Origin of the sequence: Stenotrophomonas veracruzanensis, assembly GCF_032911525.1 — a bacterium.
Classification (GTDB): Bacteria; Pseudomonadota; Gammaproteobacteria; order Xanthomonadales; family Xanthomonadaceae; genus Stenotrophomonas; species Stenotrophomonas africana.
This window is the reverse complement of sequence record NZ_JAWJTI010000001.1, coordinates 393,934-409,476: the sequence shown is the minus strand read 5'-3', so window position 1 is coordinate 409,476 and position 15,543 is coordinate 393,934. Positions and strand designations below refer to the sequence as shown.

The following is a 15,543-nucleotide window of genomic DNA, read 5'->3' as shown; positions in this document are numbered from 1 at the left end:
GGCCCGAGGCATGCCTCGGGCGGGTTGGGCAGGACGCCCAACCCCGGTCTTGCCGGGTGCGCAGGACAGCGCACACGAGCAAGCGGCTGCCAAGCCTACAAGGACGTACTTGCGGCGTCCCCCAGACAATCCACCCGCCCGGCCAAGCCAAGCATCGCTGAACCATCACCGCAGAGGGGGCTCAGCCCGGTGGCCGGGAAACCTCAGTACCCCGCCGCCTGCCCGTCCTTGCGGCTCTCCGAAGCGCCGTAGTAAACCCCGGTCTCGGGATCGCGCATGATCGCCTGGTACCCACCATACGGACCGTCGGCGAACACGATGCGATGCCCCTTGCGCATCAGCGCACGCACCGTCTCGTACGGGAAGCCGGTTTCCAGATTCACTTCACCACCATCGGTCATCGCCGTGGCCTGACCCGTCGGTTCAGTCGAGCCTTCGTGCTGGATGCGCGGTGCATCACCGGCTTCCTGCAGGTTCATGCCGAAGTCCACCAGGTTCATCACGATCTGCGCGTGGCCCTGCGGCTGCATCGCGCCGCCCATCACGCCGAAGCTGGCATACGGCTTGCCGCCCTTGGTGATGAAGGCCGGAATGATGGTCTGGAAGGGGCGCTTGCCCGGCGCGTAGCCGTTGGGATGGTTCTTCTGCAGCACGAACATCTCGCCGCGGTCCTGCAGGATGAAACCCAGACCGGGTGGTGCCATGCCGCTGCCCATGCCACGGTAGTTGGACTGGATCAGCGAGACCATCATGCCGTCGGCGTCGGCCACGGTCATGTAGATCGTGTCGCCCTCCTCCAGCTGCTTCGGCGTGCCCGGCTGCACTTCCTTCAACGCCTTTTCCATCGAGATCAGCGCGCGGCGCTGCGCGGCGTATTCCTTGGAGATCAGCTTCTGCACCGGTGCCGGCTGGAACGCCATGTCGGCGTAGAAGCGTGCACGGTCGGCGAAGGCCAGCTTCTTCGCTTCAACGAACAGGTGCACATGCTCCGGTGAACCAAACGGGATCTTCGAGAAGTCGTAGCCTTCCAGCACGTTGAGGATCTGCAGCGCGGCAATGCCTTGGCTGTTCGGCGGCAGTTCCCACACGTCGTAGCCACGGTAGTTGCTGCTGACCGGTTCGACCCATTCGCCATGGTGATCGGCCATGTCCTGGTAGCTCAGGTAGCCACCGTTGGCCTTGAAGTAGTCGCCGATGGTGCGGGCGATGTCACCCTTGTAGAAGGCGTCGCGTCCGCCATCGGCGATCTTCTGCAGCGTGCTGGCCAGGTTCGGGTTCTTCCACATCTCGCCCTTGCGCGGGGCGTGGCCGTTGATCGTGAACTGCTCCTTGAAGCCCGGGTACTGCGACAGCTTGGGTACCGAGCGGTCCCAGTAGTAGGCGATCACTTCAGCCACCGGGTGGCCCTCGCGGGCGTAGCGGATGGCCGGCGCCAGGTTATCGGCCATCGGCTTGCGACCGAAGCGGTCGTGCAGTGCGAACCAGCCGTCGACCGCGCCAGGTACCGACACCGGCAGCGGGCCGGTGGCCGGGATGTCCTTCAGGCCACGGCGCTGGAACTCGGCCAGGGTGAGCGACTTCGGCGAGCGCCCCGAGCCGTTGTAGCCATAGAGCTTCTGCGTCTTCGGGTCCCAGACGATGGCGAACAGGTCGCCGCCGATGCCGTTGCCGGTGGGCTCCATCAGGCCCAGCGCTGCGTTGGCCGCGATGGCGGCATCCACCGCCGAGCCACCGCCCTTCATCACGTCCAGCGCGATCTGGGTGGCCAGCGGCTGCGAGGTGGCGGCCATCGCATGGGGGGCGATCACCTCCGAACGGGTGGCGAAGGTGTGGCCGGTAATGCGGTCGGCGGCAAAGGACAACGCGGGCACGGCAGCCAGCACGGCGGCGGCGAGCAGGGAACGGGCAAGGCGTCGGGACACGGTCGGGTTCCGATGGAAGGGTGGTTCCCCGATCTTCGCCGCTACGGCCTTCACGCGGCATCGGGCAGAGGTCATGGACGTCGATCCTGGGGGCGAAAATCCGCCGGATTCCGCGCAAAAACGGCTCTGAAAGGAGTGAATTCGGGTTCACTGAAACACTTTCAGCGGCAACCATCCTTGTGCCGCAAGCGATTGCGCTGGACGCACTGGAAACCGATAAAAAATCCGTCGCGAGGGTTGACATCGCCGAAACGGCTATGTTTCTCTCGATCACATGTTGCATCACAACACGCCACCGCGAACCCACATCGAAGCCGCCCACACCGGCGCCGCCTCGCTGCGTTCGATTCTTGTGCTCGTACTTATTACCCAACCAACAGGTGCGGGACGAGCCAGCGTGTAAGCAACAAACACACCGGAACTCATCAAAACCCGCACCCGCCCAGGTGCGGGTTTTTTCATTTCAGGACCTGGTTTCAGACGCAACCACCATGAACACCGCCAACTTCAAAACCTGGACCAGCACCACCACGACACCTCGTAGTGGCTGTGCCTGTGCGACGCATGGCGCCTCCCCCACCGCTTTCCCCTGACCGGCCGGCACGTCACCTCGACGACCGGCCGTTCTTTTTTCTTCCCACCGCAAGGAACCTCCCCCATGAGCACCAACGACCTGCCCCAGACCAAGATCGCCGTCATCGGCTACGGCAGCCAGGGCCGCGCCCACGCACTGAACCTGCGCGAATCCGGCTTCGACGTGGTGGTAGGCCTGCGTCCGGGTGGCCCGACCGAAGTCAAGGCACAGGCCGATGGCTTCACCGTGAAAGCACCGGCCGATGCGGTGAAGGATGCGGACCTGGTTGCCGTGCTGACGCCGGACATGGTGCAGAAGAAGCTCTACGACGACGTGCTGGCTGCGAACATGAAACAGGGTGCGGTGCTGTTGTTCGCGCACGGCCTGAACGTGCACTTCGACATGATCAGGCCGCGCGAGGACCTCGATGTCGTGCTGGTCGCGCCCAAGGGCCCGGGCGCGCTGGTGCGTCGCGAGTATGAAATCGGCCGTGGCGTGCCGTGCATCTGGGCGGTCTACCAGGACAAGAGCGGCAAGGCGGCCGAGTACGCCCTGGCCTATGCCGCCGGCCTCGGCGGCGCCCGCGCCAACCTGATCCAGACCACCTTCAAGGAAGAGACCGAGACCGATCTGTTCGGCGAGCAGGCGGTGCTGTGCGGCGGTGCTTCGGCGCTGGTGCAGGCCGGATTCGAGACCCTGGTCGAAGCCGGCTACCAGCCGGAGATCGCCTATTACGAAGTACTGCACGAACTGAAGCTGATCGTGGACCTGTTCTATGAAGGCGGTATCTCGCGCATGTTGGAGTTCATCTCCGAGACCGCGCAGTACGGCGACTACGTCAGCGGCCCGCGCGTGATCGACGCCGGCACCAAGGAACGCATGAAGGAGGTGCTGAAGGACATCCAGGACGGCACCTTCACCAAGAACTGGGTGGCCGAGTACGAAGCGGGCCTGCCGAACTACAACAGGTTCAAGCAGGCCGACCTGGAGCACCCGATCGAAAAGGTGGGCAAGGAACTGCGCGCCAAGATGGTCTGGTTGCAAGGACAGGCCGCGTAACCACGCGGCCTCCCCCACCCGCTTTGCAAGGTTCCCCCATGAACTCTTCGACACATCGCAGCGCGCCGCCCAACGGCGCGCGCTGGCTGACCCAGGCGCTGGAAGCCGAAGGCGTCCGTACGCTGTTCGGCTATCCCGGTGGCACCATCATGCCGTTCTACGACGCGCTGGTGGATTCGTCGCTGAAGCACATCCTGGTACGCCATGAGCAGGGCGCGGCGCTGGCCGCCAATGGTTTCGCCCGCGCCAGCAACCAGGTGGGCGTCTGCGTGGCCACGTCCGGCCCGGGCGCCTCGAACCTGGTCACCGGCATTGCCGATGCGATGCTGGATTCGGTACCGATGGTCTGCATCACCGGCCAGGTCGGCACGCCGCTGCTGGGCACCGACGCCTTCCAGGAGCTGGATGTATTCGGCCTGACGATGCCGATCGTCAAGCACAGCTGGCTGGTGCGCAGCGTCGATGACCTGCCGCGCGTGGTGGCCGATGCGTTCCGCATCGCCCGCGAGGGCCGTCCCGGCCCGGTGCTGATCGACCTGCCCAAGGACGTGCAGCTGGCCGATGCCAGCCATCTGCCGGTGCATGTGCCCAGCAGTGTCGAACCGCCGCCGGCGCCGGCCGAGGCCACCATCGCCGAGGCCATCGCCGCACTGGCGGCGGCCGAGAAGCCGGTGGTCTACGCCGGTGGTGGCATCGCGCTGGGTGATGCCGTGCAGGACCTGCGCGACTTCGTCGAGGCCAGCGCCATCCCCACGGTGATGACACTGCGCGGGCTGGGTGCACTGCCGGCCAGTCATCCGCAGTCGCTGGGCATGCTGGGCATGCACGGCACCCGCGCAGCCAACATGGCGGTGCAGGAAAGCGACCTGCTGCTGGTGCTGGGTGCGCGTTTCGATGACCGCGCCACCGGCAAGCTGGCCGAGTTCGCGCCATTCGCCCGCGTCGTCCACATCGATGCGGACGCCTACGAGATCTCCAAGCTGCGCAGTGCCGACGTCGCCGTGCCCGGCAATGTCGGTCACGCCATCCGCGCCCTGCGTGCGGCCTTCCCCTCCCCCAAGGCCCACCAGGATGCATGGCGCAAACGCTGTGCGCAGCACCGCGATCGCTTCGCCGCCCGCTACGACGCACCGGGCCAGCACATCTACGCCCCGGCGCTGCTGAAGCGACTGAGCGAGCTGGCCCCGGCCGATGCGGTGATCGCCTGCGATGTCGGCCAGCACCAGATGTGGGTGGCCCAGCACTGCCGCTTCAACCACCCGCGCAACCACCTGACCAGTGGCGCGCTGGGCACCATGGGCTTCGGTCTGCCTGCGGCGATGGGTGCGCAGTTCGCCTGCCCGGAGCGCACCGTGGTGCTGGTGTCCGGCGACGGCAGCTTCATGATGAACGTGCAGGAGCTGGCGACCATTGCCCGCTGCCGCCTGCCGGTGAAGATCGTGCTGCTGGACAACAGTTCGCTGGGCATGGTGCGGCAGTGGCAGGAACTGTTCTTCGCCGAGCGCTACAGCGAGATCGACCTGTCCGACAACCCGGACTTCGTGGCACTGGCGCAGGTGTTCGGCATCGCGGCCACCCGCATCGACAACCGCGACGACGTGGAAGGCGGCCTGGCCGCGCTGCTGGCCGAACCGGGCCCGGCACTGCTGCACGTGGCCATCGATGCACGCGCCAACGTGTGGCCGCTGGTGCCGCCGAACACCGCCAACAGCACGATGCTGGAAAGCAACCCCGCCCATGCCCGCCAGGAGACCCCCAATGCAATACCGGCTTGACCTGGTGCTGCACCCGGCCGAAGGCGCGCTGCTGCGCGTGATCGGCATGGCCGAACGCCGTGGCTTTGCGCCGCGTGCGATCAGCGGCGCACCGGTGGCCGCCGACGATGGCCGCTGGCACCTGCAGCTGGTGGTGGACGGCCAGCGCCCGGCGGAAACGCTGTGCCGGCAGATCGAGAAGATCTACGACTGCGTGTCCGTGCAGGTCACCGCCGTGGAAGGAGTAGCCCCATGAACACCCGTACCGTAGCGACCACGGTGCCGGTACGGAGGCGTCTTCTTCGTCGCCCGTGCCCGCATGCGGCGGTCTTCCGCACCGCGCTGGTGGCCCATGCCGGCCGCTGATGCCAGCCAGGAAAGCGATGTCGGCGACGTAAGCGTCGCCGACGTTCTGGCAGCACAGGCCCGCCTGCGCCGCTTCCTGCCGCCCACCCCACTGCACCATGCCGAACGCTTCGGTACCTGGCTGAAGCTGGAAAACCTGCAGCGCACCGGTTCCTACAAGGTACGCGGCGCATTGAATGCGCTGCTGGCCGGTCGCGAGCGCGGTGACACCCGGCCGGTGATCTGCGCCTCGGCCGGCAACCATGCGCAGGGCGTTGCGTGGGCGGCCTATCGCCTGGATGTGCCGGCCATCACCGTGATGCCGCACGGCGCACCGGCCACCAAGATCGCCGGCGTCGCTCACTGGGGCGCCACCGTGCGCCAGCATGGCAACAGTTACGATGAGGCCTACGCGTTCGCGGTCGAACTGGCGCAGCGCCACGGCTACCGTTTCCTGTCCGCGTTCGACGATGCCGATGTGATTGCCGGCCAGGGCACGGTCGGCATCGAGCTGGCCGCGCACGCGCCGGACGTGGTGATCGTGCCGATCGGTGGCGGTGGCCTGGCCTCCGGCGTTGCACTGGCACTGAAATCACAGGGCGTGCGCGTGGTCGGCGCGCAGGTGGAAGGCGTTGATTCGATGGCACGTGCGATCCGCGGTGACGTACGCGAGATCGCTCCCGTTGCCTCGCTGGCCGACGGCGTGCGGGTGAAGATTCCCGGCTTCCTGACCCGCCGCCTGTGCACCTCGCTGCTGGACGACGTGGTGATCGTGCGCGAAGCCGAGCTGCGCGAAACCCTGGTGCGGCTGGCACTGGAAGAACACATCATCGCCGAGGGCGCCGGTGCGTTGGCGCTGGCGGCAGGCCGCCGCGTTGCCGGCCGCCGCAAGTGCGCGGTGGTGTCCGGCGGGAATATCGATGCCGGTGTCCTGGCCGGCCTGCTCACCGACATCCGTCCGCGCCCGCCGCGCAAACCGCGGCGACGGCGCAGCGAAACACCGCGCTCGCCCGCCAAGGCCAGCGCCACCGCTTCCCCCACCTCTTCCCCTTCCCCCCTGCAAGCCGTCGCACCCGCTGTCGAGGAGATTTCCCTGTGACCACCATCGAACGAATTACCACACCGCGCATCCGCATCTTCGACACCACCCTGCGTGACGGCGAGCAGTCCCCCGGCTGCAGCATGAGCCCGCCGCAGAAGCTGGTGATGGCGCGTGCGCTGGACGAACTGGGCGTGGACATCATCGAGACCGGCTTTCCGGCCAGCTCGCAGTCCGACCGCGAGGCGATGGCACTGATCGGCCGCGAACTGCGCCGCCCGAGCCTGAGCCTGGCGGTGCTGTCGCGCTGCCTGCAGGCCGATATCGAAACCTCGGCACGTGCATTGGAAGCGGCCGCCAACCCGCGCCTGCACGTGTTCCTGTCCACCAGCCCGCTGCACCGTGAGCACAAGCTGCGGATGACCCGCGAGCAGGTGCTGGAATCGGTACGCAAGCATGTATCGCTGGCACGCTCGTACATCGACGATGTCGAATTCTCGGCCGAGGATGCCACCCGCACCGAGCTGGACTACCTGATCGAAGTCTCGCGCGTGGCCATTGCCGCCGGCGCCACCACCATCAACCTGCCCGACACCGTCGGCTTCACCACGCCGGAAGAAATCCGCGCGATGTTCCAGCAGGTCATCGCCGGCGTCGCCGACGTTCCGAACGCCGCCAATGTGATCTTCAGCGCGCACTGCCACAACGACCTGGGCCTGGCCGTGGCCAATTCGCTGGCCGCCATCGAAGGCGGCGCGCGCCAGGTCGAGTGCACCGTCAACGGCATCGGCGAGCGCGCCGGCAACTGTTCGCTGGAAGAGATCGCGATGGTGCTGAAGGTGCGCCAGGCCTTCTACGAGCAGGACAGTTCGATCAACACCCCGCGCATCGTGGGCACCTCGCAGCTGCTGCAGCGCCTGGTCGGCATGCCGGTACAGCGCAACAAGGCCATCGTCGGCGCCAATGCGTTCGCCCACGAATCGGGCATCCACCAGCACGGCATGCTGCGCCACCGCGGCACCTACGAAATCATGCGTCCGGAAGACGTGGGGTGGGAAGACTCGCAGATGGTGCTGGGCCGCCACAGTGGCCGCGCTGCCGTCGAAGCGCGCCTGCGTGCACTGGGCTTCTGGCTGGACGAAGACGAACTGAAGCTGGTGTTCGAGCAGTTCAAGGGCCTGTGCGAACAGCAGCGCGTGGTCACCGATGCCGACCTGCAGACGCTGATGCAGGGCGGCTCCAATGCGCAGGGTTATCGACTGGCCTCGATGACCATCAGCGATGTCGGCAGCCGCGCCAACGCGCTGGTGGAACTGTCCGACCCGGACGGCAACCGCGTGGCCGAGACCGCGCAGGGCGACGGCCCGGTCGATGCGCTTTTCGGCGCGCTGTCGGCCGCCACCGGCGTGCAGCTGATGCTGGACAGCTACCACGTGCACAGCGTCGGCATCGGTGCCGATGCGCGTGGCGAAGCCAACCTGAGCGTGCGCCATGAAGGCGTGGAGTACGACGGCACCGGCACCAGCAAGGACATCATCGAAGCCTCCGCACTGGCCTGGCTGGATGTTGCCAACCGCCTGCTGCGCCAGCGCCAGGCTACCGCCCACAGCAGCACCGACGTTCCCACCCCTGCCACCGCCTGAGGAACCTGCCATGAGCGCCTTCGACACCCCCAGCCCGGCCAGCGCCGCTGGCCAGCAGTGGAACGCCCAGGACTATGCGATCGACGCCGGCTTCGTGCCGCTGCTCGGCGGCGCGGTAGCGCGCCTGCTCGACCCGCGCTTCGGTGAACGCATCCTCGACCTGGGCTGTGGCGATGGCGTACTCAGCACCGAGCTGGCGCTCAGCGGCGCACGCATCCACGGCGTGGATGCGTCGCCGGAACTGGTGATCGCCGCGCGTGCGCGCGGCGTCGATGCGCAGGTGATGGATGGCCACGCGCTGACCTTCAACGCTGAGTTCGATGCGGTGTTCAGCAATGCGGCACTGCATTGGATGGTCACCCCGGACCGCGTGCTGGAAGGCGTGCGCCGTGCGCTGCGCCCCGGTGGCCGCTTCGTCGCCGAGTTCGGCGGCCACGGCAACGTGGCCACGATCATCGCGGCGGTACAGGCTGCACGCGTGGCCCACGGCCACGGCGCCACCGCCTTCCAGTGGTACTTCCCGACGGCCGATGCCTATGCTGACCGCCTGCGCCAGCATGGCTTCCACGTGCAGCTGATCGAGTGCACGCCGCGCCCAACCGCGCTGCCGACCGGCGTGGCCGGCTGGCTGCGGGTATTCGCCGCACCGCTGCTGGACGACCTGCCGGCCGAGGCACGCGCCACCGTGCGCGAAGCCGCCAGCGCGCTGCTGGCCGAGCTGCCGCGCAATGCCGCCGGCCAGCCACTGGCCGACTACGTGCGACTGCGCGTGCTCGCCCGCCGTCGCTGACTTGACCGTTCCGCTTTCTTTACTGATGTTCGCTATTTCGTACTTCTGCCAGGCATACGCATGACTTCCGCACCCCGCACCCTGTACGACAAACTGTGGGACGCCCACGTGGTGGTTCCCGAATCCGACAGCGCCCCCGCCGTGCTGTACATCGACCTGCACCTGATCCACGAGGTGACCTCGCCGCAGGCGTTCACCGAACTGCGCGAGCGCGGCCTGAAGCCGCGCCGCCCGGATCGGACCAAGGCAACGATGGACCATTCCACGCCGACCCTGCCGGCCGGTGCCGACGGCACGCTGCCTTACGCCAGCGCCGCCTCCGAAGCGCAGGTCGCCACGCTGGCGCGCAACTGCGCCGAGCACGGCATCGAACTGTTCGACATGGCCTCGGACAACCGCGGCATCGTCCACGTGATCGCACCGGAACAGGGCTTTACCCAACCCGGCATGACCATCGTCTGTGGCGACAGCCACACCTCCACCCATGGTGCGTTCGGCTCGTTGGCGTTCGGCATCGGCACCAGTGAAGTCGGCCACGTGCTGGCCACGCAGTGCCTGCTGCAGCGCAAGGCGAAGACGTTCGCGATCACCGTTGACGGCGCGCTGGCACCGGGCGTCGGCGCCAAGGATGTGGTCCTGCACATCATCGGCGTGATCGGCGTCAACGGTGGCACCGGCCACGTGATCGAGTTCCGTGGCAGCACCATCGAAGCGATGGACATGGAACAGCGCATGACCCTGTGCAACATGTCGATCGAGGCCGGCGCACGCGCCGGAATGGTGGCGCCGGACCAGGTCACCTTCGACTTCGTCGCCGCGACCCCGCGTGGTCCCAAGGGCGCCGACTTCGACGCCGCCGTGGCCCGCTGGCAGCAGCTGCGCAGCGATGACGGCGCGCGCTTTGACAGCGAAGTGCACATCGACGCCGCTGATATCCGCCCGACCCTGACCTGGGGTACCCATCCGGGCACCGCCATCGCAGTGGATGCGCCGATTCCGGCGGCCAACGATGCCGCCGCACAGAAGGGCCTGGACTACATGCACTTCCAGGCCGGCAGGGCGCTGGCGGGCACGCCGGTGGACGTGGTGTTCGTCGGTTCGTGCACCAATGGCCGCCTGAGCGACATGCGCGAAGTGGCGCAGGTGCTGCGCGGCCGTCGCGTCGCCGAGCGGGTACGCATGCTGGTGGTACCGGGCTCGGAGATCGTCAAGCGCGAGGCCGAGGCCGAAGGCATCCACGAGATCGTGCGCGCGGCCGGTGCCGAATGGCGCGAGCCGGGCTGCTCGATGTGTATCGCCATGAACGGCGATCTGGTCGCGCCCGGCCAGCTGGCCGTGAGTACCAGCAACCGCAATTTCGAGGGGCGCCAGGGCCCCGGTTCACGCACGCTGCTGGCCTCGCCGATGAGCGCGGCGTGGGCCGCGGTGAACGGGCACGTTGCCGATACCCGCGAACTGTTCGCACAGGAGGTGGCGTGATGGCCGGCTTCCGTACCCTGACCTCGGCCAGCGTGGTGCTGCGCCAGACCAACATCGACACCGACCAGATCATCCCGGCGCGGTTCCTGTCCACCACCGAGCGCGCCGGCCTGGGCCGCAACGCCTTCAATGACTGGCGCTGGCAGGCCGATGGTTCGCCGGTCGCCGACTTCGCCTTCAACCAGCCGCACAACGCCGGCCGCAGCATCCTGCTGGCGGGCCGCAACTTCGGCTGCGGTTCCTCGCGCGAGCATGCGCCGTGGGCACTGACCGACCTGGGACTGCGCGCCATCGTCAGCAGCGAGATCGCCGATATCTTCCGCGGCAACTCGCTGAAGAACGGCCTGCTGCCGATCGTGCTGGACGAAGCCGACGTGCAGGCGCTGATGCAGCGCCCTGACGACGAGCTGACCATCGACGTGGCCACGCGCGAACTGCGCACCCCCGACGGCCGCGTCTATTCCTTCCCGCTGGATGGCTTCTCGCAGACCTGCCTGCTGGAAGGTGTCGACCAGTTGGGGTATCTGTTGGGCCGTGTCCCTGAAATCGAACGTTACGAGAGTGAGCATGCACGCTGAAATCGTTGTCCTGCCCGGTGATGGCATCGGCCCGGAAGTCGCCGCCGCCGCAGTCGCCGTCCTGAAGGTCGTCGCCGAACGCTTCAACCACACCTTTACCTTCAGCGAGCACGACATCGGTGGCATCGCCATCGACCGCCATGGCGAGCCGCTGCCCGCCTCCACCCTGGCTGCCTGCCAGGCTGCCAACGCCGTACTGCTGGGCGCGGTCGGCGGCCCGAAGTGGTCCGACCCGAACGCCAAGGTGCGCCCGGAACAGGGCCTGCTGGCGATCCGCAAGGCGCTGGGCCTGTATGCGAACCTGCGTCCGGTGCGTACCCATGAGGCCGCGCTGCACGCGTCGCCGATCAAGGCCGAGCTGCTGCAGGGCGTGGACTTCGTGGTCGTACGCGAACTGACCGGTGGCATCTACTTCGGCGACAAGACCCGCGACGCCGACAGCGCCAGTGACCTGTGCCGCTACACCGTGGCCGAGATCGAACGCGTGCTGCGCAGCGCCTTCCGCCTGGCGCAACAGCGCCGCGGCAAGGTCACTTCGGTGGACAAGGCCAACGTGCTGGAAACCTCGCGCCTGTGGCGTGACGTAGCTGCACGCATCGGTCGCGAAGAGTTCCCGGACGTGGCGCTGGAGCACCAGCTGGTCGACTCGATGGCCATGCATCTGCTGGCCAAGCCGCGCGAGTACGACGTGATCGTGACCGAGAACATGTTCGGCGACATCCTCACCGATGAGGCCTCGATGCTGGCCGGCTCACTTGGCCTGCTGCCCTCGGCCTCGCTGGGCGAACCCGGTGCGGTCGGCATCTACGAACCGATCCACGGTTCGGCGCCGGACATCGCCGGCAAGGGCATCGCCAACCCCTACGCGACGATCTTCAGCGCGGCGATGCTGCTGCGCCATTCGCTGGGGTTGGAAGCGGAAGCCGCGGCGGTGGAAGCGGCGGTCCACGCAGTGCTGGATGAAGGCATATTCACTGCCGATCTGGCCGCCAAGGGCTCGGCAGTGAGCACCGCGGTGGCCACCGACGCGGTGCTGACCAAGCTCGGCTGAGGCATGCGGGTGCCGGGCGGCGTCCGGCACCCGCTTTCTGCAGCTCCCGCCCTTTCGGGCTCGGCGCGGGAGCTGCGGGTTTCATGGATCACCCGCGGCGGTATGCATTTGCGAACTGCTGCATCCGCTGAGCACGCTGCCGTCGTCGGTCCGCGCCACCACGCGCTCACGGATGCGGACACTGCCCGACGGCAGAGGGCTGCGCGAGGCTTCGCGCTGCCAGACCTGCGCACCCGCTTGGGCGTCAACGGCCTCCAGGCCGGCGCCGCGCAGTACCGTGGCCACGGCTGTCCGCCCCAGATCCGCGGCGATCAGGCCCTCCGGGGCGGCCAGCAGGCGGTCGGCGGCGATGCCCTGCACCCGCAGCGGCGCCTCCAGCTCGATCTGGAAAACCGGCAGCACCGTGCCATTGATTGCATGCCTGGGCGCGGACACTGCACGCACGTCGGCCGGCCATTCGCTCTGCGGTTGCTCGATCACCTGCTGCAACAGGCGCCCGACACGGCCCAGGGCAGCCTCGTCGGCGTGGCATTGAAGGGCCGCGATGAGATCACGGGCATCGGCACGTGGCGCTCGCTGCGGTGGCGGTGTTGTCTGCGTTACAGCGGACGGTGCGGCGCACCGCAACCGATAGCCCTCGCCATCGCTGCTCACGCTGATGGACGGGGCCGACACGCTTCCACCGACCGGGCGTGCCGACCAGACCTGGAACGGCGCACGCAGTGTGCTGGACTGCAGGTGCAGGCCATGGTCGGCAACAATCAGCTCTCGCTCTGCGGCAACGAGAGGAATCGAGAATCCCTGGGCATCGGCGAACACGCGCTGGGTGGGTACGCCCTGCACGATCAGTGGTACCGGCATGTCGATGACCGTTGTTCCGGCATCGCCACTGTCGCCCGGCTGCTCGAAATGCCAGTCGCGCAGATGCAGCGGGCGGTCGCCGGGATCGCCGTAGCGGGCCGCGCGCAGTGTGCTGACCACGCGCTGGCCGGTGTCTGCACTCGCCCGGCATTCCAGCACGGCCTGTAGATCGCGCTGGAAGCGGGCGCCGTCGGAATCACCGACCGCCGCGCTCGCAGTGGCCGTGCTGGCCAGCGCCAGCAGCAGGAACGATGTGCGAGGGGACACGGGAAACATGGCAGACACTCCGGCACGGGAACAGCCGGTCATTGTGCCTGCATGGCGCAGCGCATATCTGCCCGCCGCTGCGCCGGCATGCGGGCTGATGACGCCGTGACATGCCCGGCCCGCGCATCAACCATCGGTGAGGCCTCGACGCTACTTGGTGGTATAGCCCCCGTTGACCAGAATCGTCTGCCCGGTCATCCACCAGCCATCGGTGACCAGGAAGCGGATCCACGGCACGATGTCGGCGATGTCGGTCAGGCCGGTGCGGGTGAAAGGCGACAGTGCCGCAGCCGTCTTGTGATACGCCTGCGCGTCGGCACTCTCGGCCGGATAGAAGAACGGCGTGTCCATTGGACCGGGGCCGATCGCGGTCACAGAGATGCCGCGCTCACCGAACTCCTTCGACGCCGCACGGGTGAAATGCTCGACCGGGGCCTTGGTGCCGGCGTAGCTGGAGTAGAACGGCGTGAACGCACCCAGCAGCGAGGTGACCAGGGTGCAGATCCGGCCGCCGTCGTTGACGTGACGTCCCGCCTCCTTGAGGAAGAAGAACGCGGCCTTGGCGTTGACTGCGCTCATCTCGTCGTACTCCGCTTCGCTGATGTCCAGCAGCGGCTTCTTCAATACCTTGCCGACCGTATTGATGGCGATGTCGGGACGCCCGACTGCGGCCACGGCATTGGCGAACAAGCGCTCCATCGCTGCGGCCGAGGTCAGGTCGCCCTGCAAGGCCACCGCCTTGCTGCCGGCGGCCTGCACGTCGGCGACGGTCGCCTCTGCATCAGCTTGGGTGGCGGCGCTGTTGTAGTGGATGACGATGGCTTTGGCGCCTTGGCTGGCGAAGTCGCGGGCGATCAGTCCGCCCAGGTTCTTGGCGCCACCGGCGATCAGCACGGTCTTGCCCTTGAGGGAATGGTCGGTCATGGCCTCGATCTCGGTCTCGGAAGGGGGCTGCCCGGGGTGGCAACCCTGCCCTGACGACGATATCGTGCAGAAAATGCGGATAAAGCCCGCCACATTGACTTAACTTTCCAGAGCCAGCGAACAATGGACCGGATCGATCGCTTCCGCATCTTCACCCGGGTCGTGGAGTGCGCCAGCTTCACCCGCGCCGCCGACCAGCTCGGCCTGCCCCGCTCCACCGTCTCGGCAGCCATTGCGGAGCTGGAGCAGCGGCTCGGCACCCGCCTGCTGCAGCGCTCGACCCGACGAGTGTCCACTACCCACGACGGCGACGTGTTCCATGCCCGCTGCCTGCGCCTGATCGCCGAGGTTGAGGACGCCGAAACGCTGTTCCGCCAGGACGACGCGCAGCCGATGGGCCTGCTGAAGATCGACGTGCCCAGCCGCATCGGCCGTCGCATCATCGCTCCGGCGCTGCCCGGGTTCTTCGCGCAGTATCCCCAGGTGGAAGTGGACCTGGGCATGACCGACCGCGCAGTGAACCTGATCGAAGACGGCTGCGATGCCGTGCTGCGGGTCGGCCAGCTGGGTGACTCCAGCCTGGTGGCGCGCACACTGGGCAAGCTCGACTTCGTCAACGTTGCCGCGCCGGCCTACCTGCGCGGGCACGGCGTGCCACAGCATCCCGCCGACCTGCAGCAGCACCGCGCAGTGAACTATGCGTCGCCGACCACGGCGCGGGTGGAACCGTGGGAGTGGCAGGACGGCGGCCAGCTGCGCACGCTGCCGATGCCCGGCTGGGTGCGGGTGAACAGCGCCGAGGCGTCGATCGCGTGCTGCGTGGCGGGGTTGGGGCTGCTGCAGATTCCGCGCTACGACGTGCAGGCCGAACTGCAATCAGGCGCATTGGTGGAGGTGATGCCGCAGTACGTGGCGCAGCCGTTGCCGGTGACCCTGCTGCAGCCGCATCGGCAACACCGCGCGCAACGTGTGCAGGTATTTCTGGAGTGGCTGCTGCCAGTGCTGCGAACGGGCCTGCAATTGCAGTAGATCCACGCCATGCGTGGATGGATGCATCCGTGCCAACCAAGGTTGGCACCCACCACATCGGCAGATCCGCGCCATGCGTGGATGCTTCTGTAGAGTCGAGCCATGCTCGACTCACTCCATCATCGTGCGAAGAGCAGCCGAGCATGGCTCGGCTCTACAGAAAGCAGGTCCCGCGAGCAGATCACTCCGCGCCATGCGTGGATGCAAAGCGCAGTGCCAACCAAGGTT

The 15,543-nt window shown here is 67.4% G+C and carries 13 protein-coding genes; 10 read left to right on the top strand and 3 right to left on the bottom strand.

Annotated features, from left to right (window positions below; all coding sequences use genetic code 11):
• Positions 1 to 203: 203 nt before the first annotated feature.
• A complete protein-coding gene (gene ggt / locus R1H25_RS01825; RefSeq protein ID WP_049445562.1) occupies positions 204 to 1,922 on the bottom strand; it encodes a gamma-glutamyltransferase in 1,719 nt (572 codons plus the stop codon).
• 658 nt (positions 1,923 to 2,580) lie between these two features.
• On the opposite strand from ggt, the gene ilvC reads away from it, so the two are divergent.
• The 9 genes from ilvC (at position 2,581) to leuB (ending at position 12,234) form a co-directional block, all read left to right on the top strand.
• The gene (gene ilvC / locus R1H25_RS01820; protein WP_049445558.1) at positions 2,581 to 3,555 is read left to right on the top strand and encodes a ketol-acid reductoisomerase; all 975 of its coding nucleotides are present in this window, start codon (positions 2,581 to 2,583) and stop codon (positions 3,553 to 3,555) included.
• Between the two features lie 38 nt (positions 3,556 to 3,593).
• The gene (ilvG, locus tag R1H25_RS01815; protein WP_317222459.1) at positions 3,594 to 5,330 is read left to right on the top strand and encodes an acetolactate synthase 2 catalytic subunit; all 1,737 of its coding nucleotides are present in this window, start codon (positions 3,594 to 3,596) and stop codon (positions 5,328 to 5,330) included.
• Positions 5,314 to 5,565 carry an ACT domain-containing protein gene (locus R1H25_RS01810; RefSeq protein WP_049445555.1) on the top strand — a complete coding sequence of 84 codons (252 nt, stop codon included), beginning with the start codon at positions 5,314 to 5,316 and terminating at the stop codon, positions 5,563 to 5,565. Before ilvG ends, R1H25_RS01810 begins: the two co-directional genes overlap by 17 nt.
• A 96-nt stretch (positions 5,566 to 5,661) precedes the next feature.
• Entirely contained in the window at positions 5,662 to 6,753 is a 1,092-nt protein-coding gene (locus R1H25_RS01805; RefSeq protein ID WP_057500352.1) for a threonine dehydratase, read from the top strand.
• Positions 6,750 to 8,336: a 2-isopropylmalate synthase gene (locus R1H25_RS01800; protein WP_049445552.1), complete on the top strand. Its 1,587-nt coding sequence runs from the start codon at positions 6,750 to 6,752 to the stop codon at positions 8,334 to 8,336. The genes R1H25_RS01805 and R1H25_RS01800 overlap by 4 nt, the downstream gene beginning before the upstream one ends.
• Before the next feature lie 10 nt (positions 8,337 to 8,346).
• Positions 8,347 to 9,126, top strand: coding sequence for a methyltransferase domain-containing protein (locus tag R1H25_RS01795; RefSeq protein WP_317222456.1), 780 nt, complete (start codon positions 8,347 to 8,349; stop codon positions 9,124 to 9,126).
• 60 nt (positions 9,127 to 9,186) lie between these two features.
• Positions 9,187 to 10,605, top strand: coding sequence for a 3-isopropylmalate dehydratase large subunit (leuC, locus tag R1H25_RS01790; protein WP_317222455.1), 1,419 nt, complete (start codon positions 9,187 to 9,189; stop codon positions 10,603 to 10,605).
• Positions 10,605 to 11,183: a 3-isopropylmalate dehydratase small subunit gene (leuD, locus tag R1H25_RS01785; protein WP_065200767.1), complete on the top strand. Its 579-nt coding sequence runs from the start codon at positions 10,605 to 10,607 to the stop codon at positions 11,181 to 11,183. The genes leuC and leuD overlap by 1 nt, the downstream gene beginning before the upstream one ends.
• Positions 11,173 to 12,234 carry a 3-isopropylmalate dehydrogenase gene (gene leuB / locus R1H25_RS01780; RefSeq protein WP_317222454.1) on the top strand — a complete coding sequence of 354 codons (1,062 nt, stop codon included), beginning with the start codon at positions 11,173 to 11,175 and terminating at the stop codon, positions 12,232 to 12,234. Before leuD ends, leuB begins: the two co-directional genes overlap by 11 nt.
• Positions 12,235 to 12,315: 81 nt before the next feature.
• Here the strand turns inward: leuB and R1H25_RS01775 are convergent, their stop codons facing one another.
• Both R1H25_RS01775 and R1H25_RS01770 read right to left on the bottom strand, forming a co-directional pair.
• Positions 12,316 to 13,371: a hypothetical protein gene (locus R1H25_RS01775; protein WP_317222452.1), complete on the bottom strand. Its 1,056-nt coding sequence runs from the start codon at positions 13,369 to 13,371 to the stop codon at positions 12,316 to 12,318.
• Positions 13,372 to 13,512: 141 nt separating this feature from the next.
• Positions 13,513 to 14,286, bottom strand: a complete 774-nt coding sequence (locus R1H25_RS01770; protein ID WP_317222451.1) for an SDR family oxidoreductase — start codon at positions 14,284 to 14,286, stop codon at positions 13,513 to 13,515.
• A 123-nt stretch (positions 14,287 to 14,409) separates the two neighbouring features.
• Here R1H25_RS01770 and R1H25_RS01765 point away from each other — a divergent pair, with 123 nt between their 5' ends.
• Positions 14,410 to 15,315 (top strand): LysR family transcriptional regulator, encoded by a 906-nt coding sequence (locus R1H25_RS01765; protein ID WP_317222449.1) that lies wholly within the window; start codon positions 14,410 to 14,412, stop codon positions 15,313 to 15,315.
• Positions 15,316 to 15,543: the final 228 nt, after the last annotated feature.